The sequence below is a fragment of the Streptacidiphilus anmyonensis genome (assembly GCF_000787855.1).
Taxonomy (GTDB): Bacteria; Actinomycetota; Actinomycetes; order Streptomycetales; family Streptomycetaceae; genus Streptacidiphilus; species Streptacidiphilus anmyonensis.
Genome location: NZ_BBPQ01000002.1, coordinates 360359 through 380678, shown reverse-complemented (window position 1 = coordinate 380678; position 20320 = coordinate 360359). Strand labels below are relative to the sequence as shown.

The window sequence follows — 20320 nt, the reverse complement described above, 5'->3', positions numbered from 1 at the left end:
GGATGACTCCGTGCGCGCGCCCCATTCGGCGTGCGCCCGCCCCGAAAGGACCTTTGGTGCGAGTTCTCGTGGTCGAGGACGAGCAGTTGCTCGCCGATGCTGTCGCCACCGGTCTGCGTCGCGAGGCCATGGCCGTGGACGTGGTCTACGACGGCCAGGCAGCGCTGGACCGGATCGCGCTCAACGAGTACGACGTCGTGGTGCTCGACCGCGATCTGCCGCTGGTCCACGGCGACGACGTGTGCCGCAAGCTGGTCGAGGAGGCGCTGCCGACGCGCGTCCTGATGCTGACGGCCGCCGGCGACATCAGCGACCGGGTGGAGGGCCTGGAGCTGGGCGCCGACGACTACCTGCCCAAGCCGTTCGCCTTCAGCGAACTCGTCGCCCGCGTGCGGGCGCTGGGCCGCCGGGCGACGACCCCGCTGCCGCCGGTGCTGGAGCGGGCCGGGATCACGCTGGACCCGGGCCGCCGCGAGGTGCTGCGCGAGGGCAAGCCGATCTCCCTCGCGCCGAAGGAGTTCGCCGTGCTGGAGGTGCTGATGCGGGCCGGCGGGGCCGTGGTCTCCGCCGAGCAGCTGCTGGAGAAGGCCTGGGACGAGCACACCGATCCGTTCACCAACGTCGTCCGGGTCACCGTGATGACGCTGCGGCGGAAGCTCGGCGAGCCGCCGGTGATCATCACCGTGCCGGGCTCGGGATACCGGATCTGAGTCGTGGCCACCACCGAGACCAGAGGCGTGCGGAGCAGCGGCGACGGCAGCCGCTCCGACCACGGCAACCACATCGACATCAGGGAGTCGCTGCTCCCGTTCCGGCCCACCCTGCGCATCCGGCTGACCATGTTCTACGGCGGGATGTTCCTGCTTGCCGGGCTGATCATGGTGCTGGCGATGTACCTCTTCGTGAACCAGGCGTTCAGCAGCGCCACCCGGATCCCGCCGATCAACGTGGGCCCGAACGTCACCATCACGCAGAACGGCCAGCCCCTCACCGGCGCGGAGTTCCGGGCCTGGCTCTACGCCTACCAGCACCAGGAGGCGTCGGACGCCCTGCACGTGCTGGTCTGGAAGTCCCTGGCGGCGCTGCTCGCGCTGCTGATCCTGGCGGTCTTCTTCGGCTACGCGATGGCCGGCCGGGTGCTCAGCCCGCTCGGCCGGATCACCCGGACCGCTCGTCAGGTGGCCTCCTCCGACCTGCACCGGCGGATCGAGCTGGACGGCCCGGACGACGAGCTCAAGGAGCTGGCGGACACGTTCGACGACATGCTCGACCGGCTCGACAGATCGTTCGAGTCGCAGCAGAAGTTCGTCGCCAACGCCTCGCACGAGCTGCGCACGCCGCTGGCGATCAACCGCACGCTGCTGGAGGTCCAGCTCTCCGACCCGGCGGCGCCGCCGGAGCTGGTCCAGCTGGGCAAGACGCTGCTGGCCACCAACGAGCGCAGCGAGCAGCTCGTCGAGGGCCTGCTGCTGCTCGCCCGCAGCGACAACGAGCTGGCCGAGCGCAAACCGGTCGACCTCGGCGAGGTGGCCCGTCAGGCGCTGGAGCAGACCCGTAGCGAGGCGCAGGAGCGCGGAGTCCGGCTCCGCTCGACGCTGCCGCAGGCGGGCGAGGTCGTGGTCGCCGGCAACGGCGTGCTGCTGGAGCGGGTGGCGCTGAACCTGGTGCAGAACGCGGTGAAGTACAACCTGCCCGCGGACGGCTGGGTGGACGTCCAGGTCCACGCCGCCGTGAACGGGGGCGGCGAGCTCGTGGTGGTCAACAGCGGCCCGGTCGTGCCCGGCTACGAGGTGGAGAACATATTCGAACCGTTCCGGCGCGGAAAGGGCCGGGAACGGACGCACAGCGACAAGGGCGTCGGGCTCGGCCTCTCGATCGTCCGCTCGGTCGTGCGCGCCCACAACGGCTCCATCGAGGCCGTTCCGCGCGCCGAGGGCGGTCTGCTCATCCGCGTCCGGATCCCGGCCGCCAAGGCGCCGGTTCTGCCGCCGTTGCCACCCCGGGGCGCCATCGGCTGATCCCCCGTGTCTCCCCGCCACCACGCCGCCCACCTGCGGCGCGGCGGAACCGGCTGTTCCGAAACGGCGCTGATCAGGCTCTTTGACGACCGGCAAGTAACCGAATATCCGACTTGTGACGTGCGCCCGTGGCCTTGCCACCGGGCGCTTCGTCAACCTACGGTGGCGTAACCTACGGAACCGTAGGTGAGAGTGCTCCGAGAGTTGGATTGCCGTGACGATCGCCCCCGACCGCCCCGCCGGCCGCACCCACTGGACCGACGCGCAGCTCCTCCACGCCCTGGAGGAGGTCGTCGAGCGCGAGCTCGACCGACACCAGGGTGTGGCCAAGGAGTGGATGCCGCACGAGTACGTGCCGTGGAGCATGGGCCGCGACTTCGACGGCCTGATGGGCGGCGAGGCCTGGTCGGTCGAGCAGTCCCAGGTGACCGACGTCGCGCGGGTCTCCCTCGTGGTGAACCTGCTGACCGAGGACAACCTGCCGAGCTACCACCACGAGATCGCGTCGATGTTCGGCCGCGACGGTGCCTGGGGCACCTGGGTGCACCAGTGGACGGCCGAGGAGGGCCGCCACTCGATCGTCATGCGCGACTACCTGCTGACCACCCGCGCGGTCGACCCGGTCGCCCTGGAGCGGGCGCGGATGACGCACATGGCCGAGGGCTTCGAGTCGGACAACAGCCACTCGATGCTGCACTCGGTGGCCTACGTCTCGTTCCAGGAGCTCGCCACGCGCATCTCGCACCGGAACACCGGCCACAACTCCGGCGACCCGATGTGCGACCGCATGCTGGCCCGCATCGCCACCGACGAGAACCTGCACATGGTCTTCTACCGGAACCTGCTGAAGGCCGCCCTGGAGATCGCGCCGGACCAGGCGATGCGCGCCATCGCCGACGTGGTGATCAACTTCCGGATGCCGGGCCACAGCATGCCGGGCTTCGAGCGCGCGGCGGTCCAGATCGCCGTCGGCGGGATCTACAACCTGCGCATCCACCACGACGACGTGCTCCAGCCGGTGCTGCGCCACCTCAAGGTCATGGAGATCGGCGGACTGGGTCCTGAGGGCCTCCAGGCCCAGCAGGAGCTCGGTTTCTTCCTCGATGGTCTCGATGCCCAGGCGACCCGGTTCGACGAGCGCCAGGCGGCCATTCTGGCCCGTCGACAGGCCGCGCAGGAGCGCCGCGCCGGCTAGGCGTGCCGTTTCGTCCCGGCTGCGTCCGGGGTGGGCGGAGAAGTCCGGACTTTCCAGAACCGTGACGAACGTCACAAACTGGTATGTCACTGTGGGTGTGCGCACATTTTCAGCCAAAGTGACGTCGAACACCTGATGACGGACAGTGATCGTGCGGGTGGCCGCGGAGCCTTGCGGTTCCGGGGTTTCCGCTCGCCATGATCACGGTAAGTGGTCAATGAAGGATAGCCGTCCGGCCCCCACTGACCTCCCCGAACAGACCCGGCGATCACCTCTTCGGGGGTCTGATCGGGTGTCGATTGAGTAACGGACCTTGAAGTAAGGCAAAATCTCGCCCTCGGGTCGGGCACAAGTCCGGCCCCCTGCGCGTTACGTGCGCTGGAGACAACCGCAACACGCCCAAAGGGGGAGAGTGATATGGCGACTGACTACGACACCCCACGCAAGACCGATGACGACCTCGAATCGGACAGCATCGAGGAACTCAAGGCACGCCGGAACGAGAAGACGACCAGTTCGGTCGATGTCGACGAGTTCGAGGCTGCCGAGGGTCTGGAGCTGCCCGGAGCAGACCTCAGCAACGAGGAACTGTCTGTCCGGGTGCTTCCGCGCCAGGCCGACGAGTTCACGTGCTCGAGCTGCTTCCTGGTGCACCACCGGAGCCAGCTGGCCAACGAGAAGAACGGCCAGCCGATCTGCCGGGACTGCGCCGCCTGATCGAGCGGTGTAGGAAGGGGACTCATGGGACCGTTCCGCAAGCCGCAGAGATCCTCAGGCGCCGGGAAGGACCCGGCCGGACCGTCAGCGAACGAACCTAGTGTGGCGCTCGACGAGACGACGGCCGACCTCGCCCGGATCGCCGACGAGATGGAGGTCTGGGACGGGTCCGCAGGAGCGGACTCCGTCCCCGCCGAGCCTGGCCGGATGGCCTCGCTCGCGCGGAAACTGGGGCGAAGCCTCAGCAGGGGTGCCAAGGGCAGCGCGGTCGGCCTGGCCGACCGCCTGATGGCGGCGGCACCCCGCATCAAGGTGCGCGACGTTGCGACGCTCCGCGCGCACCACTCCGACGCGCGCAGCGCGGAGGAGTTGGCCGACCGCATCGCGGCCGCCGGCACCCGCGCCGCCGGCGCGGTGGGGGCGGGCGCGGGCGCGGCGGCGATGATGCCGGTGCCGTTCGCGATGCCCGTCGAGATCGCTGCGGAGCTGCTCGCCGTGGCGGCGGTGGAGTTCAAGATGATCGCGGAACTCTACGAGGCCTACGGCCAGCCCGCGCAGGGCAACCTGAAGCAGCGCTCGCTGGCGTACCTCTCGGTCTGGTCCGAGCGCCGCGGCCTGGACGTCGCCTCTCCGGCCACGATCCTGGCCCTCGGCAAGAGCGCGGCGCTGCGGAAGTCGATCCGCCGGCGCCTCACCCTCTCGGGCTTCCGCAAGCTCCCGACGCTGACGCCCTTCATGATCGGCGCCGCGGCGGGCGCCTACGTCAACCGCCGCGACACGGCCCGACTCGCCGCGGACATCCGCCGCAGCCTCCGCGAGCGCCAGCCCGCCGACCCCAACTACTGGCTCGCCGCCAGACCACCCCTCCGCGAGCCGTAGCCCTCCCGGGCGCCGGATCGTCGCACCACGCCCAGGGGCGCGGGGCTGTGCCGCTCTGCGGCGTGGGTGCGAGGGGCTGGGGGTCTTGCTCCCGCGGTCGGTTGCAGCACCTTAAGGGGCGCGAGGCTGTGCCGTTGTGCCGCTCTGCGGCGTGGGCGCGAGGGGCTCGGGTCTTGCTCCCGCGGTCGGTCGCAGCACCTTCAGGGGCGCGGGGCTGTGCCGATGTGCCGCTCTGCGGCGTGGGCGCGAGGGGCTCGGGTCTTGCTCCCGCAGGCGGTCGCAGCACCTTAAGGGGCGCGAGGCTGTGCCGTTGTGCCGCTCTGCGGCGTGGGCGCGACGGGCTGGGGTCGGTCTTGCTCCCGCGGTCGGTTGCAGCACCTTCAGGGGCGCGGGGAGCCGCGCGACAAGCCGACGATGCGCGGATGGTCCTCATTGAGCAGCGTCATCCGCAGCGTGTGGTTCTCGCGCAGTTCCCCGGGCCCCTGGAGGTGGTGTCAGGTGCCCCGGGGCACGCCTAGCGCGCGGCGTCCAGCGCAGCGGCGAGGCGGTCCGGGGTGCGGGTGGAGAGGTAGAGGTACGGCGTCGGGTCGTCCGGGTCGGTGACCTCGACCCGGAGCGCCGTGTGGATGTAGCCGCGCAGCAGCATGAACGCGCGGGCGTCCGCCTTGCGCGTGCGCCAGGCGAAGGCCTCGTCCCGGTCCAGGATCTCGGCCTTGCCGAGCGCCGAGACGGGGATCTTCGCCTCGCCGGCGAGGAGGTGGCCCTGGGTGACCCGGATCCGGGGCGACCCGTAGCTGCTCAGCAGCACCGCGCCGCCGACACCGCCCGCGACCAGGCCCAGCAGGGCCGCGATCGGGCTGAAGATCAGCAGGACCAGCATGAAGGAGATGCCCAGGCCCGCCGGCAGCAGCCACAGGACCGCCGGGGCGGAGAGGCGTTCGTCGTACATGGCCTCCATTGTGCGCCGCGCGGGCGGCGCGCCCGACCGCGGGGCCCTGGTGCGGGCCGCTCCCTGTAGGGTCGCGGGGTGACCGATGCAGCACGCCCCAGCCTGACGCCCCCGCCCGAGGCGGAACCTCCCGTCCGCCACCCGGAGGCCCCGGCGCCGGGTGAGTCGATCGGATCGCACTACGACTTCTGCTTCGCCTGCGGCCCGGCCCAGCCGTCCGGTCTGCACCTGGAGGCGCGGGCCGGGGAGGGCGTGGAGGTCTTCGCCGAGTTCACCGTCGCCCCGACGCACCAGGGCGGCCCCGGGCTCGCCCACGGCGGCGTGCTGGTGACGGCGATGGACGACGCGCTCGGCACGCTCAACTGGCTGCTGCACACCGCCTCGGTCACAGCACGGCTGGAAACCGACTTCCGCCGCCCGGTCCCGGTCGACTCGACCCTCTACCTGCACACCTGGGTGGAGGCCGTGGCCGGTCGCAAGATCTACTGCAGCGGCGAGGCCCGTCTCGACGCCCCGGACGGCCCGGTCGCGCTGACCGCGCGGGCGCTGTTCATCCAGGTCCCGCTGGAGCACTTCGTCAACCACGGCCGTCCCGAGGACATCAAGGCGGCCATGGACAACCCCGACCTGCACAAGCGCGTCCGCGCCTTCGAGGTGAACCCGTGAGTTCCGACCTGCGCCCCGTCGACGTCCTGATCCGCAGGATCGACGAGGACCTGCCCGTCCCCGCCTACGAGCACCCCGGCGACGCCGGCGCGGACCTGCGCACCACCGTCGACGCCGTCCTGGAGCCCGGCGAGCGGGCCGTGCTGCCGACCGGCATCGCGGTCGCGCTGCCGGACGGGTACGCGGCCTTCGTACACGCGCGCTCCGGCCTGGCCGCACGGTGTGGCATCGCCCTCGTCAATGCCCCTGGAACGGTCGATGCCGGGTACCGTGGTGAGATCAAGGTGATCGTCGTCAACCTCGACCCGCGCGAGCGGGTGGTCTTCCACCGCGGGGACCGGATCGCCCAGCTGGTGGTCCAGCGGGTGGAGAAGGTCCGCTTCCACGAGGTGGCGGAACTGCCGGGGTCGGCGCGCGCCGCAGGAGGCTTCGGGTCGACGGGGGGCCACGCCGCGGTTAGCATTCCCGCGGCCGGGCAGAAAGACTCTTCGGTACCCGACCGGGAAGGACAGTGACCGTGTTCCGTCGTCGCGCCAAGGGCGAGGACGCTGGCAATCAGCTCGACGAGCTGGCCGACGCCGACAGCAACGAGTTCGAGGACGCCTCCGAGCTGGAGGACGGTGAGACGGGGGAGCGTGTCGGCCTGCCGCCGGCGCCGCGCCCCGAGGGCCCGTACGACATCTCCGAGGTCGACGACGCCAAGGACGGCCGGGTGGACCTGGGCGGTCTGCTGGTCCCCGGTGTCGACGGCATGGAGCTGCGGGTCGAGGTCGCGGGTGACGCGATCGTCGCGGCCACGCTCGTGCTCGGCAACAGCGCGATCCAGCTGCAGGGCTTCGCCGCGCCGAAGTCCGAGGGGATCTGGGGCGAGGTCCGCCAGGAGATCGCCGACGGCATCGAGCAGCAGGGCGGCGCGATCGACGAGGAGGAGACCGCGCTGGGCTGGGGCCTGCGCGCTCGCGTCCCCGTGCAGCTGCCCGACGGCACGCAGGGGGTCCAGGTCGTCCGTTTCGTCGGCTGCGACGGCCCGCGGTGGTTCCTGCGCGGCGTGATCAGCGGCCAGGCGGCTATGCAGGATGACGCGGCGGCGGTCCTGGAGCAGGTCTTCCGCCAGACGGTCGTCGTCCGCGGCGAGGGCCCGATGGCCCCGCGCGACCCGATCGTGCTGCGCCTGCCCGAGGACGCGCAGATGGTCCCGGACGGCATGCCGCAGCAGGGGCGTCCCGCCTCGGCGGGCGACCTCAACCCGTTCGAGCGCGGCCCGGAGATCACCGAAGTCCGCTAGCTGTCGCTCCCGCAGGTCGTTGCACTACCAGGGGCGCGAGGAACTGCGCGACAAGCCACCGCAGGTGGTGAGTCGCTCAGCGAGCAGGGCCATCCGCACAGGGTGGTTGCTCGCGCAGTTCCTCGCGCCCCTTGGCATGCCGCAGCTGGCGGTGGGCGAAGTCCTGCCGGCTCGCGCCCGGGCGGCGGAGCCGCGTGTCGGCACAGCCCCGCGCCCCTGGGCGTTGCAGCTACCTGTGAGTCACCAGAGGCTGGGCTTGCGCGTCGCCCAGGGCCGGGCGGACTCCAGTTGGGCGGACAGGGAGATGAGCGTGCTCTCCTCGCCGTAGCGCGCGCCCAGCATGACGCCGATGGGGAGGCCGTCGGCCGTCCAGTGCAACGGCAGGTTCACCGACGGCTGGCCCGTGGCGTTGTACAGCGGGGTGAACGGCGTGAACGCCGCGAGCGCGTCGAACTCCGCGGCCGGGTCCGCGTCGTTGCGGAGGCTGCCGACGAGCGCGGGGGGCTGGGCGAGGGTGGGGGAGAGGATGACGTCGTACGCCTCCTGGAGCTGGGCGACCAGCAGGCCGAGCGCGCGGAACGCGTAGAGCGCCGTCGCGAAGTCGGGGCCGGAGACCCGCGCGCCCTGCGCGCGCAGGTGGCGCGTGAGGGGCATCAGCTTGTCCTCGTCCTCCGGGGCGACCGGCGTCTGCGTGGCCATGACGGCCCAGACCTGGCCGAAGACGTTGCGCAGGGTGTCGTCCGCCGGAAGGTCCAGCCTCTCGACGTGGTGGCCGAGGGACGCCAGCAGCTCGGCGGCGGACTCCGTCGCCGCCCGGCAGTCCGCGTGCACATCGACGCCCGGCACGGGCGCCTGCGTCAGGACGGCCACGCGCAGCGTGCCGGGGTCGCGGTCCGCGAACCCGCGGAACGTCTCGCCGGGGGCGAGGGACGGCGCGGCGTAGGGCTCGCCGGGCATGCTGCCCGCGAGGACGTCCAGCAGGGCGGCCGCGTCGCGCACGGTGCGCGCCAGCGGGCCGGAGGTGGAGAGGCCGGAGACGTCGTAGAAGGTCGGGCCGGAGGCCACCCGTCCCCGGCTCGGCTTGATGCCGAACAGGCCGCAGACGGACGCGGGGATGCGGATGGAGCCGCCGCCGTCGCTGCCGTGGGCGAGGGGGGCGAGGCCGGAGGCCACCGCCGCGCCCGCGCCGCCGCTGGAGCCGCCGGCGGAGCGCTCCAGGTCCCAGGGGGTACGGGCCGGGGGCGCGACGAGGTTCTCGGAGTAGCACGGCAGACCGAACTCGGGCGTCTGCGTCTTGCCGAGCAGCACCGTCCCGGCGGCCCGAAGCCGGGTGACGACGTGGTCGTCGACGGCGGGCACGTTCTCCGCGTACGCGGCGGAGCCCAGGGTCGCCCGCACCCCCGCGACGAAGTTGAGGTCCTTGACGGGCACGGGGACGCCGTGGAGTGGCGGGAGCGGGCGGTCCTCGCGGCGGGCCTCGGCGGCGTCCGTCTCGGCCTGGCGGGCCTGCTCCAGGGCGATGTCCCCGGTCACGGTGACGTAGGCGCCGACCGTCTCGTTGAGCCGGTCGATCCGCTCCAGGTAGTGCTCGGTCAGTTCGACGGGGGAGAGCTTCCCCGCCGCGATCAGCTCGCCCTGCTCCAGCGCGGTCAGGTCGTGCAGTTGGGTCATGTCCCAGCCTCCTGGCGTTCCGTCCTACCAACGGGTAGCTCCCGGCGCGATCCTCGCACCGGGAGCCGGAGACCCGCCAGGGTCAGGGGTGAGGTCGGGACTGAAAGCTGCTACAGGCCCTGCCAGTGCGGCTTGGCCGCGTAGGTGGCGCGGAAGTAGTCCGCCAGCTTCAGGCCCTTCGCGGCGGCCTCGTCGACGACGACGGTGGCGTGCCGGTGCAGTTGCAGCGCCGAGGCCGGGACCAGAGCGGAGACGGGGCCCTCGACGGTGGCGGCCACGGCGTCCGCCTTGCCGGCCCCGGTGGCCAGCAGGACCAGGTGGCGGGCGTCGAGGATGGTGCCGATGCCCTGGGTGATGACGTGGTGCGGCACCTGGTCGATGTCGTCGTCGAAGAAGCGCGCGTTGTCGATCCGGGTCTGCTCGGTGAGCGTCTTGATCCGGGTCCGCGAGGCGAGCGAGGAGCAGGGCTCGTTGAAGCCGATGTGGCCGTCGGTGCCGATGCCGAGCAGCTGCAGGTCGACGCCGCCGGCGTCGGCCAGGGCCTGGTCGTACGCGGCGCAGGCGGCGGTGATGTCGGCGGCGTTGCCGTCGGGGCCGATGAAGGAGGACTCGCCGAGCCCCAGCGGCTCGACGACCTCGCGCAGCACGGTGGAGCGGTAGGACTCCGGGTGCCCGGCCCGCAGGCCGACGTACTCGTCGAGCTGGCAGATCCGCGCCCGGGAGGCGTCCACGTCGCCGGAGCGCACCTTCGCGGCGAGCGCGTCGTAGATCGGCAGCGGGGTCGAGCCGGTGGCCACGCCCAGCAGCGCGTCGGGCTTGCGGGCCAGCAGGTCGGCGATCGCCGTGGCGATGAGCTCGCCGCCCGCCGCGGCGTCAGGAACGATCACAACTTCCACGCTGGCCTACCTACCGATCTGGAGAGCTCAAGAGGAGAGGTATAGACCAATCTACCAGCAGGGAGGCCGGCGGCGCGCCCCCGACTTTCACGTACCCTCGCAGTCGGGTCGACACCGGGTCGGCAAGGAGAATGGTCGACATGGGACGCGGCAGGCTGCGCATCTATCTGGGGGCGGCCCCTGGCGTGGGCAAGACCTACGCCATGCTCGGCGAGGGCAGGCGCCGCGCCGAACGCGGCACCGACGTGGTCGTCGGCTTCGTCGAGACCCACGGACGGGCCAACACCGCCGAGCAGATCGAGGGCCTGGAGGTCGTGCCGCGCCGGACCATGACCCACCGCGGCGCGGAGTTCACCGAGATGGACCTCGACGCGGTGCTGGCGCGCCGACCCGCCGTCGCCCTGGTCGACGAGCTCGCCCACACCAACGTGCCCGGCTCGCGTCACCACAAGCGCTGGCAGGACGTCGAGGAACTGCTCGACGCCGGGATCGACGTCATATCCACGGTCAACATCCAGCACCTGGAGTCGCTGGGCGACGCCGTCGAGGGCATCACCGGCGTGCGCCAGCAGGAGACGGTGCCGGACGAGGTGGTGCGCCGGGCCGACCAGATCGAGCTGGTCGACATGGCCCCGGAGGCACTGCGCCGCCGCCTCGCCCACGGCAACGTCTACGCGCCCGAGAAGATCGACGCCGCGCTCGCGCACTACTTCCGGCCCGGCAACCTCACCGCACTGCGCGAGCTGGCGCTGCTCTGGGTCGCCGACCGCGTCGACGAGTACCTCCAGCGGTACCGCGCCGAGAACCACATCGCCAACACCTGGCAGGCCCGCGAGCGCATCGTGGTCGGCCTCACCGGCGGCCCCGAGGGCCGCACGCTGATCCGGCGCGCCGCCCGGATCGCCGCGAAGGGCTCCGGCAGCGAGATCCTCGCCGTCTACGTCTCCCGCAGCGACGGACTGACCAGCGCCTCGCCCAAGGAGCTCACCGTCCAGCGGGCGCTGGTCGAGGACCTCGGCGGCACCTTCCACCACGTGCTCGGCGACGACGCCGCCGAGGCGCTGCTGGACTTCGCCCGCGGGGTCAACGCCACGCAGATCGTGCTCGGCTCCAGCCGCCGCAAGCCCTGGCAGTGGATCTTCGGCCCCGGCGTCGGTGCCACCGTCGCCCGCGAGGCCGGCGACATCGACGTGCACATCGTCACCCACGAGCAGGTCGCGCGCGGCCGGGTGCGACCGATCCGGCGGATCGCCAACCTCGGCATGCCGCGCACCGTGGCCGGCTGGCTGGTCGGCGTCGGCGGGCCGCTGCTGCTGACCTGGGTGCTCAGCTTCGTCCCCTCCACCAGCGACAACCACACCGAGATGCTGCTCTACCTGGGCCTCACGGTGGGCGCGGCGCTGCTCGGCGGGCTCTTCCCGGCCCTGGCCTCGGCGGCGGTCGGCTCGCTGCTGATCAACTGGTTCTACACCCCGCCGCTGCACACGCTGACCATCAGCTCGGTGCAGAACGTCATCGCCGTCGCGGTCTTCCTGGCCGTGGCGCTGTCGGTCGCGTACGTCGTCGACCTCGCCGCCCGTCGGACGGCCGAGGCCGCCCGCAGCCGCGCCGAGGCGGAGACGCTGAGCTTCCTCGCGGGCAGCGTGCTGGGCGGCACCCGAGGGCTCCCCGCGCTGCTGGAGCGGGTCCGGGAGACCTTCCAGATGGAGTCGGTCGCGCTGCTGGAGCGCACCGACGAGTTCACCCCCTGGCGCACCGCCGGCAGCCTCGGCCCCGACCCGGTCAGCCGGCCCGAGGACGCCGACGTGGACGTGCCCGTCGGCGACCACCTCGCGCTGGCGCTCAGCGGCCGGGTGCTGCCCGCCGGGGACCGCCGCGTGCTGGTCGCCTTCGCCGCCCAGGCCGCCGTGCTGCTGGAGAAGCGCCGGCTGGAGGAGGACGCGGCCGAGGCCCGCCGCCTGGCCGAGGGCAACCGGATCCGCACCGCGCTGCTCGCCGCGGTCTCCCACGACCTGCGCACCCCGCTGGCCGGGATCAAGGCGTCCGTCAGCTCGCTGCGCTCCGACGACGTCTCCTGGGAGCCGGAGGACGAGGCCGAGCTGCTGGCCGGGATCGAGGCCGGCGCCGACCGGCTGGACCACCTGATCGGCAACCTGCTCGACATGAGCCGGCTGCAGACCGGCACGGTCGTGCCGATCGTCCGCGAGATCGACCTCGACGAGGTCGTCCCGCTCGCCCTGCTCGGCGTCGCCCCGGACGCGGTGCGCACCGATATCCCCGAGACGCTGCCGATGATCTCCGCCGACCCTGGTCTGCTGGAGCGGGCGCTCGGCAACGTGATCGAGAACGCGGTCAAGTACAACGCGGGCAACCACGTCGGCCCCGGCGGCGTGCCCTGCCGGGTCGGCGTCTCCGCGAGCGAGCTGAACGGCCGCGTCGAGGTGCGGGTCGCCGACCACGGCCCCGGCATCCCCGACGTGGCCAAGGAACGGGTCTTCGAGCCCTTCCAGCGCTACGGCGACGCCCCGCGCGGGGCGGGCGTCGGGCTCGGCCTCGCCGTCGCCCGCGGCTTCGTCGAGGCGACCGGCGGCACGCTGACCGCCGAGGACACGCCCGGCGGCGGCCTGACCATGGTGTTCACTCTTCCGTGTGCGGCACAGGCCGCAGCTCCACTGGTCGCCCACGAAAGGCAGCAGCTCACATGACCCGGGTCCTGGTCGTCGACGACGAACCGCAGATCGTCCGCGCCCTGGTGATCAACCTCAAGGCCCGGCACTACGAGGTGGACGCGGCCCACGACGGCGCCTCCGCGCTGGAGCTGGCCGCCGCCCGCCACCCCGACGTGGTCCTGCTCGACCTCGGCCTGCCGGACATGGACGGCACCGAGGTGATCCGCGGACTGCGCGGCTGGACCAAGGTGCCGATCATCATCCTGTCCGCCCGGCAGAACTCCGACGAGAAGGTCCAGGCGCTGGACGCGGGCGCGGACGACTACGTCACCAAGCCCTTCGGCATGGACGAGCTGCTCGCCCGCCTGCGCGCGGCGGTCCGCCGCGGCGCACCGGTCGGGCCGGAGGCCGAGAGCGCGACGGTGACGACGGCGACCTTCACCGTCGACCTGGCCGCGAAGCGGGTCGTCCGCGACGGCAAGGACATCCGGCTGACCCCGACCGAGTGGCACCTGCTGGAGGTGCTGGTCCGCAACAGCGGACGCCTCGTCAGCCAGAAGCAGCTGCTCCAGGAGGTCTGGGGCCCCGCCTACGGCACCGAGAGCAACTACCTGCGGGTCTACATGGCCCAGTTGCGGCGCAAGCTGGAGGTCGACCCGAGCGCTCCGCGGCACTTCGTCACCGAGCCGGGCATGGGTTACCGCTTCGAGTTGTGATCCGCCCGGGCGGGCCCTTCGGGCCGGGTCCGGGCTGTACCCTTCGGGCATGAGCAGTGAGACCTCCAGCGCGCGCCCGCAGGGGCGCCTGCGCCGCATGTTCACCAAGCTGAGCAGCAGCAACGAGGAGCTGAACGCGGAGCAGCTGCGGCAGGACGTCGAGCAGACGGGCGCCATCCCCATCGTGTCCTGCGGCGACCGCCAGGAGGTCACCGTCAGCGGCACGCTGCGCGCGGTCACGCTGCGCCCCCGCGCCGGCGTCCCGGCGCTGGAGGCCGAGCTCTTCGACGGCACCGACGCGCTGGACGTGGTCTGGCTCGGCCGTCGCTCGATCGTGGGAATCGAGCCGGGGCGCAAGCTCATCGCCCACGGCCGCATCAGCCATGCACGGGGGCGCCGGGTCCTTTTCAACCCGCGCTACGAACTGCGTCCCCACGGACAGGAGTGACCGCGTGAGCCACCGCGCACCGTCGGCGGAGACCACCCCCGCCGCCCCCTCGGCCGACGCCGGAGGCGCCTCCTTGATCGAGGCGTTCGGCGGCGTCCGCGGCATGATCGACATGACCGTGCCCGGTCTGGTCTTCGTGGTCGTCTACACGATCACGAAGAGCGTCCCGGTCTCGTCCTGGTCCGCCGTGGGCGTCACCCTGATCCCGGTCGCCTGGCGGCTGTGGCACAAGGAGACGCTGAAGCACGCGCTGGGCGGGCTGCTGGGCGTCGGGATCGGCGCGTTCATCGCGATCGAGTCCGGCAAGCCGCAGAACTTCTACCTGTCGTCGATGATCTACGGCCTGGTGCTGCTGGTCGTCTACACGATCTCGGCCCTGATCCGCTGGCCGCTCATCGGCGTCATGCTCGGCCCGGTCCTGGGCGAGAACATGACCTGGCGGACGCAGAACCCGGGGCGTCTCTCCGCCTACACCAAGGCGACGTGGGTCTGGGTGGCGCTGTTCGCCCTGCGGGCGGCGATCCTCTTCCCGCTCTACTGGGCGGGCCAGGTGACCTGGCTCGGCGTCGCCAAGATCGGCCTCGGCGTGCCGCCGTGGCTGGTCGCGATCTACCTGAACTGGCTGATCCTCTCCAAGGCCCCGGCGCCGATCAAGGTGAACGTCGAGGAGCCGGAGGAGTCGGGCACCCCGGAGCAGCAGGCCGCACGCGCGGTCGACGAGGCCGTCGACGGAGCGCTCCACGACTTCGCGAACAGCCCGATGCCGCAGTCGCACTCCGAGAGGTAGCCGCGGACAGCCCAGGGGCGCGGGGCCGCCGCATTCCAGCGGAGGCCCCGCGCCCCTGGTTCGTGCCCCTGCCCGCGTGAGCGGACGCTCAGCCCTCGCGGGGAGCGAACAGCGCCTGGAGCTCCGACTCCTTCTCCGCCGTCGCGACGAACAGCAGCTCGTCGCCGCCCTCGAGGACGTCGCTGCCGGACGGCACCAGCACGCGGCCCTCGCGGATGATGGTGACCAGCGCCGTGTCCTCCGGCCAGTCGATCGACTTGACCTGGGTGCCGACGACAGGCGCGTCCGCGCCGAGGGTGAGCTCGACGAGGTTCGCGTCGCCCTGGCTGAACCGCATCAGGGTGACCAGGTCGCCGACGCTGACGGCCTCCTCGACCAGCGCGGACATCAGGCGCGGCGTCGAGACGGCGACGTCCACGCCCCACGCCTCGTTGAAGAGCCACTCGTTCTTAGGGTTGTTCACCCGGGCGACCACGCGCGGCACCCCGTACTCGGTCTTGGCCAGCAGCGAGACGACCAGGTTGACCTTGTCGTCGCCGGTGGCGGCGATCACGACGTTGCAGCGCTGGAGCGCCGCCTCGTCGAGAGCGGTGATCTCGCACGCGTCGGCCAGCAGCCACTCCGCCTGCGGGACCCGCTCGACCGAGATGGACTTCGGGTTCTTGTCGACGAGGAGCACCTCGTGACCGTTCTCCAGGAGCTCGCCCGCGATGGAACGACCCACCGCGCCCGCTCCGGCGATTGCAACGCGCATCAGTGCTCCTCCGGGCCCTTCGCGAAGACGGCCTCGACGGCCTCCAGATCGGCTGTGCGCACCATCACGTGCACCAGGTCGCCCTCCTGCAGCACCATGTCGGGCGCCGGCAGGACGCCCTGGCCGAGACGGGTCACGAAGGCGACCCGGACCTCCGCCTCCTGCTCCAGCTTGGAGACGCGGAGGCCGATCCAGGCGGGGGAGTAGGGGACCTCGGCCAGCTGCACGGCGCCGCTCGGGTCCTGCCAGTTCGGCTCGGAGCCGGACGGGAGGAGACGGCGCAGCATCTGGTCGGCGGTCCAGCGGACGGTGGCGACGGTCGGGATGCCGAGGCGCTGGTAGACCTCGGCGCGACGCGGGTCGTAGATGCGGGCCGCGACGTTCTCGACGCCGAAGTTCTCCCGGGCCACCCGGGCCGCGATGATGTTGGAGTTGTCACCGCTGCTGACCGCGGCGAACGCCCCCGCCTCCTCGATCCCGGCCTCGCGAAGCGTGTCCTGGTCGAAGCCGACCCCGGTCACGCGCTTGCCGCTGAAGTCCGACCCGAGACGGCGGAACGCCGTGGGGTCCTGGTCGACGACAGCGACCGAGTGACCCTGCTTCTCGAGGGTGCGCGCGAGGGTGGATCCCACGCGTCCGCAGCCCATGATGACGATGTGCACGATCGTCCTTCCCGTGTCGGTGTTCGAGGTCGATGGTGACACCCTCTTAACGCGCTCTTGTCACCAGGGTGGCACTCCCGGAAGGATTTGGTACCCAGAGCGCGGGAGTTGGACAACCTTCCTCGCGGAACCCTCACAGGAGGTCACGGCCCCTCTCCGCCTGCGAAGCCGCCGTTTTGGACCCCTACTACCTGGGAACCTTCGGCAGCATCTACGATCCTCTGCGTGCCAAAACTCACGGACCTGTCTAAGCGCATCCTTATCGGTCGCGCGTTGCAGAGCGACAAGCTCGGCGAGACCCTGCTGCCCAAGCGGATCGCTCTGCCGGTCTTCGCCTCCGACGCGCTCTCCTCGGTCGCCTACGCCCCCGAGCAGATCTTCCTGTCCCTGTCGGTGGCGGGCATCGCGACGATCCACTTCTCCTGGTGGGTCGGCGCGATCGTCGCGCTGGTGATGCTGGTCGTTGTGGCGTCCTACCGCCAGAACGTCCACGCCTACCCCAGCGGCGGCGGCGACTACGAGGTCGCCACGGTGAACCTCGGCGGCAACGCGGGCCTCACCGTGGCCGCCGCGCTGCTCGTCGACTACGTGCTGACCGTGGCGGTGTCGACGACCTCCGGCGTCGCCAACATCGTCTCCGCCGTGCCGTCCCTGCACGGGCACGAGGTGGCCATCTCGGTCACCCTCGTGCTGCTGCTGATGGCGATGAACCTGCGCGGGGTGCGCGAGTCCGGCACCGCCTTCGCGATCCCGACCTACGCCTTCATGGGCGGCATCTTCGTGATGATGTTCTGGGCCGCGATCCGCAACGTCGGGTTCGGCACCCACATGCACGCGGCCAGCGCCGGCTTCTCGCTGGTGCCGCAGCCCGGGCATGTGGACCCGACGGGCATCGCCATGATCCTGCTGCTGCTCAAGACCTTCTCCTCCGGCTGTGCCGCGCTGACCGGTGTCGAGGCGATCTCCAACGGCGTCCCGGCCTTCCGCAAGCCCAAGAGCAAGAACGCCGCCACCACGCTGCTGATGATGGCGCTGATCGCCGTCACGATGCTCATCGGCATCATCTGGATGGGCAACCTGACCGGCCTGAAGATGGCCGAGGACACCAGCCAGCTGCACGGCGCCCCGGCCGGCTACCAGCAGAAGACGGCGATCGCGCAGATCTCCGAGGCGGTCTTCTCCAACTTCCACCTGGGCTTCTACTTCATCGCCACGGTCACCGGCCTGATCCTGGTGCTGGCCGCCAACACGGCCTTCAACGGCTTCCCGGTGCTCGGCTCGATCCTCGCCCAGGACCGCTACCTGCCGCGCCAGCTGCACACCCGCGGCGACCGGCTCGCCTTCTCCAACGGCATCATCCTGCTGGCGGGCGTGGCGATCGTCTTCATCGTCGGCTACGGCGCCGACCCGAACCGCCTGATCCAGCTCTACATCATCGGCGTCTTCGTCTCCTTCAACATGAGCCAGACCGGCATGATCCGGCACTGGACCCGCCTGCTGAAGACCGAGACCGACCCGGCCGTGCGTCGCAAGATGATGCGCAGCCGCGTGATCAACGCGATCGGCCTGTCCTGCACCGCCTGCGTGCTCGTGGTCGTCCTGGCGACCAAGTTCATGTCCGGCGCCTGGATGTCCTGCCTGCTGATGGTGGTGTTCTTCATCACCATGAAGGGGATCAACAAGCACTACACCCGGGTCTCCGCCGAGCTCGCCCTCGACGACGCCGAGGCCGAGGCGGAGGCGCTTCCGGCTCGGGTCCACGGTGTGGTGCTGGTCTCCAAGCTGCACAAGCCGACCCTGCGGGCGATCGCCTACGCGCAGCTGTCCTCGCGCGGCAGCGCGCGGCTGGAGGCGGTCACCGTGGACGTCGACCCGGTCGACACCAAGAACCTGCAGGAGGAGTGGGAGCGCCGCGGGATCGAGGTGCCGCTCAAGGTGCTGCACTCGCCCTACCGGGAGATCACCGGCCCGGTCGTGGAGTACGTGCGCCAGCTGCGCAGCAGCAACCCGCGCGACGTGGTCACGGTCTTCATCCCCGAGTACGTCGTCGGCCACTGGTACGAGCACCTGCTGCACAACCAGAGCGCGCTGCGCCTCAAGGGCCGCCTGCTGTTCAAGCCCGGTGTGATGGTGACCTCGGTACCCTGGCAGCTGGAGTCCTCCGAGCGCCGCCGCAAGCAGCGCCCGTGGAACGCGCCGGGGCAGATCCGGCGCGGCGACGTCGGACGCCGCGAGGAGCGGCCGTCGGCGGTCGGCTCCGTACCCGCTCCCGCATCTGCTCCCGCCACTCCAGCCGCTAAGGACACCCAGGCGTGACCTCCCGCCGCAGCACCGCCACCACCCGCCGTACCGCCCCTTCGGACGCGCCGTCGCTCGTCGGCGAACGCTACGAGGTCGAGGTGGGCCCGGTGGCCCACGGCGGCCACTGCGTCGCCCGCCACGAGGGCCGGGTCCTCTTCGTCCGGCACACGCTGCCGGGCGAACTGGTGATCGCCGAGGTGACGGACGGCACCGCGTCCTCGCGCTTCCTGCGCGCGGACGCGGTGGAGGTGCTGCGGCCCGCCAAGGAGCGCGTCGCGCCGCCCTGCCCCTACGCGGGGCCGGGGCAGTGCGGCGGCTGCGACTGGCAGCACGTCACGCCGGGCGGGCAGCGCAAGCTGAAGGTCGCGGTGCTGACCGAGCAGCTGCGCAATCTCGCCGGGCTCACGCCGGAGGAGGCGGGCTGGGACGGCAGCGTCGAGCCCGCCCCGGGCGACAAGCTCCCGGCCGGTCAGGTGCCGGCCTGGCGCACCCGGGTGCAGTACGCGGTCGACCCGGCCACCGGTCGCGCCGGGCTGCGCCGCCACCGCTCGCACGAGGTGGTGCCGGTCGAGCAGTGTCTGATCGCGGCGCCGGGCGTGCAGGAGCTCGGGATCGAGCGGCGCGAGTGGCCGCAGATCGCGAGCGTCGAGGCGATCGCCGCCTCCGGCTCCTCCGACCGGGCCGTGATCCTGGTCCCGACGCCGGGCGGCCGGCTGCCGATCGTCGAGCTGGACAAGCCCGTCTCGGTGCAGCGGATCGACGACCAGGGCGGCCACCACCGCGTCCACGGCCGCACCTTCGTGCGCGAGCGCGCCGCGGGCCGGACCTGGCGGGTCAGCAACGGCGGCTTCTGGCAGATCCACCCGGCCTCGGCCGACACGCTCGTGGACGCCGTGCTGGACGGCCTGCAGCCGCGCGAGGGCGAGAACGCGCTCGACCTGTACTGCGGCGTGGGCCTCTTCGCGGGCGCGCTCGCGGACCGGCTCGGCGAGGACGGCGCGGTGCTCGGCATCGAGTCGAGCAAGCAGGCCGTCGCCGACGCCCGTCACAACCTGGCCGACCTGATCGGCGAGCAGCGGGTGCGGATCGAGGCCGGCCAGGTCGAGAAGCTGCTGCCGCGTACGGGGATCGCGGAGACCGACCTGATCGTCCTGGACCCGCCGCGCTCCGGCGCGGGCCGGGAGACGGTCGCGCATCTGGCCGGTCTCGGCGCCCGTCGCATCGCGTACGTCGCCTGCGACCCGGCGGCGCTCGGCCGCGATCTCGCCTTCTTCGCCGACGCCGGCTACCGGCCGGTCAAGCTGCGCGCCTTCGACCTGTTCCCGATGACGCACCACTTCGAGTGTGTGGCGATTCTGGAGCCCCGCAGCGGGGAATGAGATCCCTACTGGCCAGAATCCCGTTGTCTCAAACTGACCCCTTCCTGTGCTAGCAGAATCGCGCTAGCTTCAACGTATGAGTAAAAAGCAGTTGAATGTCCGGGTTGATGCCACCACGGCGGAGATCGCGCGGACCAGGGCGGAACAGGAGGGGATCAGCATGAACCAGTACATCGAGAAGCTGGTCCAGCAGGACATGGGCGAGACAGGGCGGGCCTTCGTGGATGCCGCGGCGCAGTTCATGAAGGAGTACGAGGCGGTCTTCCTCGCGGAGTTCGGTGGAGATCGAGAGGTCACGGCACAGCGTCGCTGAGGGGGCTCCGTCGTT

At 71.5% G+C, this 20320-nt stretch carries 20 protein-coding genes; 15 read left to right on the top strand and 5 right to left on the bottom strand.

The genetic code is table 11. The features are described from left to right. The first annotated feature begins 56 nt into the window (after positions 1-56). The 5 genes from TR50_RS04290 to TR50_RS04270 all read left to right on the top strand — a co-directional run bounded on the left by TR50_RS04290 (position 57) and on the right by TR50_RS04270 (position 4809). On the top strand, positions 57-710 hold the full coding sequence (locus TR50_RS04290) for a response regulator transcription factor (RefSeq protein WP_042414129.1): 654 nt from the start codon (positions 57-59) through the stop codon (positions 708-710). A 72-nt stretch (positions 711-782) separates the two neighbouring features. Continuing rightward, positions 783-2018 (top strand): sensor histidine kinase, encoded by a 1236-nt coding sequence (locus TR50_RS04285; RefSeq protein ID WP_042414626.1) that lies wholly within the window; start codon positions 783-785, stop codon positions 2016-2018. A 214-nt stretch (positions 2019-2232) separates the two neighbouring features. Continuing rightward, positions 2233-3213, top strand: a complete 981-nt coding sequence (locus tag TR50_RS04280) for an acyl-ACP desaturase (RefSeq protein WP_042414125.1) — start codon at positions 2233-2235, stop codon at positions 3211-3213. Between the two features lie 417 nt (positions 3214-3630). After that, complete coding sequence (locus TR50_RS04275) at positions 3631-3930, top strand: DUF4193 domain-containing protein (RefSeq protein ID WP_042363734.1); 300 nt, start codon at positions 3631-3633, stop codon at positions 3928-3930. Positions 3931-4032: 102 nt separating this feature from the next. Beyond that, on the top strand, positions 4033-4809 hold the full coding sequence (locus tag TR50_RS04270) for a hypothetical protein (RefSeq protein WP_236654256.1): 777 nt from the start codon (positions 4033-4035) through the stop codon (positions 4807-4809). Positions 4810-5323: 514 nt separating this feature from the next. Here the strand turns inward: TR50_RS04270 and TR50_RS04265 are convergent. Further along, a complete protein-coding gene (locus TR50_RS04265) occupies positions 5324-5758 on the bottom strand; it encodes a DUF3093 domain-containing protein (protein ID WP_236653149.1) in 435 nt (144 codons plus the stop codon). Between the two features lie 78 nt (positions 5759-5836). Between TR50_RS04265 and TR50_RS04260 the strand changes: the two genes are divergently transcribed. From TR50_RS04260 to TR50_RS04250, 3 genes are read left to right on the top strand one after another with little or no spacing between them, the layout of a single operon-like run. Next, positions 5837-6424: a PaaI family thioesterase gene (locus tag TR50_RS04260; protein ID WP_042414120.1), complete on the top strand. Its 588-nt coding sequence runs from the start codon at positions 5837-5839 to the stop codon at positions 6422-6424. Further along, positions 6421-6939: a dUTP diphosphatase gene (dut, locus tag TR50_RS04255; protein WP_439654194.1), complete on the top strand. Its 519-nt coding sequence runs from the start codon at positions 6421-6423 to the stop codon at positions 6937-6939. The genes TR50_RS04260 and dut overlap by 4 nt, the downstream gene beginning before the upstream one ends. Positions 6940-6941: 2 nt before the next feature. After that, the gene (locus tag TR50_RS04250; protein WP_042414118.1) at positions 6942-7709 is read left to right on the top strand and encodes a DUF3710 domain-containing protein; all 768 of its coding nucleotides are present in this window, start codon (positions 6942-6944) and stop codon (positions 7707-7709) included. Positions 7710-7949: 240 nt separating this feature from the next. On the opposite strand, the gene TR50_RS04245 is transcribed toward TR50_RS04250, so the two are convergent. After that, the gene (locus tag TR50_RS04245) at positions 7950-9380 is read right to left on the bottom strand and encodes an amidase (RefSeq protein WP_042414115.1); all 1431 of its coding nucleotides are present in this window, start codon (positions 9378-9380) and stop codon (positions 7950-7952) included. A gap of 110 nt (positions 9381-9490) precedes the next feature. After that, positions 9491-10276, bottom strand: coding sequence for a glucosamine-6-phosphate deaminase (nagB, locus tag TR50_RS04240; protein ID WP_042414112.1), 786 nt, complete (start codon positions 10274-10276; stop codon positions 9491-9493). 140 nt (positions 10277-10416) lie between these two features. Between nagB and TR50_RS04235 the strand changes: the two genes are divergently transcribed. The 4 genes from TR50_RS04235 to TR50_RS04220 are packed head-to-tail and all read left to right on the top strand — an operon-like array spanning position 10417 to position 14896. After that, positions 10417-12981 carry a DUF4118 domain-containing protein gene (locus TR50_RS04235; protein ID WP_042414621.1) on the top strand — a complete coding sequence of 855 codons (2565 nt, stop codon included), beginning with the start codon at positions 10417-10419 and terminating at the stop codon, positions 12979-12981. Next, positions 12978-13661 (top strand): response regulator, encoded by a 684-nt coding sequence (locus tag TR50_RS04230; RefSeq protein ID WP_042414109.1) that lies wholly within the window; start codon positions 12978-12980, stop codon positions 13659-13661. The genes TR50_RS04235 and TR50_RS04230 overlap by 4 nt, the downstream gene beginning before the upstream one ends. A gap of 49 nt (positions 13662-13710) precedes the next feature. Continuing rightward, entirely contained in the window at positions 13711-14109 is a 399-nt protein-coding gene (locus TR50_RS04225) for an OB-fold nucleic acid binding domain-containing protein (protein ID WP_042414106.1), read from the top strand. A gap of 4 nt (positions 14110-14113) precedes the next feature. Beyond that, positions 14114-14896 (top strand): DUF3159 domain-containing protein, encoded by a 783-nt coding sequence (locus TR50_RS04220; RefSeq protein WP_042414103.1) that lies wholly within the window; start codon positions 14114-14116, stop codon positions 14894-14896. A gap of 88 nt (positions 14897-14984) precedes the next feature. Here the strand turns inward: TR50_RS04220 and TR50_RS04215 are convergent, their stop codons facing one another. Continuing rightward, a complete protein-coding gene (locus tag TR50_RS04215) occupies positions 14985-15650 on the bottom strand; it encodes a potassium channel family protein (protein ID WP_042414100.1) in 666 nt (221 codons plus the stop codon). Further along, positions 15650-16312 carry a potassium channel family protein gene (locus TR50_RS04210; RefSeq protein WP_042414097.1) on the bottom strand — a complete coding sequence of 221 codons (663 nt, stop codon included), beginning with the start codon at positions 16310-16312 and terminating at the stop codon, positions 15650-15652. The genes TR50_RS04215 and TR50_RS04210 overlap by 1 nt, the downstream gene beginning before the upstream one ends. Before the next feature lie 225 nt (positions 16313-16537). Between TR50_RS04210 and TR50_RS04205 the strand changes: the two genes are divergently transcribed. From TR50_RS04205 to TR50_RS04195, 3 genes are all read left to right on the top strand, one after another. Further along, entirely contained in the window at positions 16538-18628 is a 2091-nt protein-coding gene (locus TR50_RS04205; RefSeq protein ID WP_042414094.1) for an APC family permease, read from the top strand. After that, complete coding sequence (locus tag TR50_RS04200; protein WP_042414091.1) at positions 18625-19992, top strand: class I SAM-dependent RNA methyltransferase; 1368 nt, start codon at positions 18625-18627, stop codon at positions 19990-19992. Before TR50_RS04205 ends, TR50_RS04200 begins: the two co-directional genes overlap by 4 nt. A gap of 76 nt (positions 19993-20068) precedes the next feature. Continuing rightward, positions 20069-20305: a toxin-antitoxin system HicB family antitoxin gene (locus TR50_RS04195; protein ID WP_042414087.1), complete on the top strand. Its 237-nt coding sequence runs from the start codon at positions 20069-20071 to the stop codon at positions 20303-20305. The last annotated feature ends 15 nt before the right edge of the window (positions 20306-20320 follow it).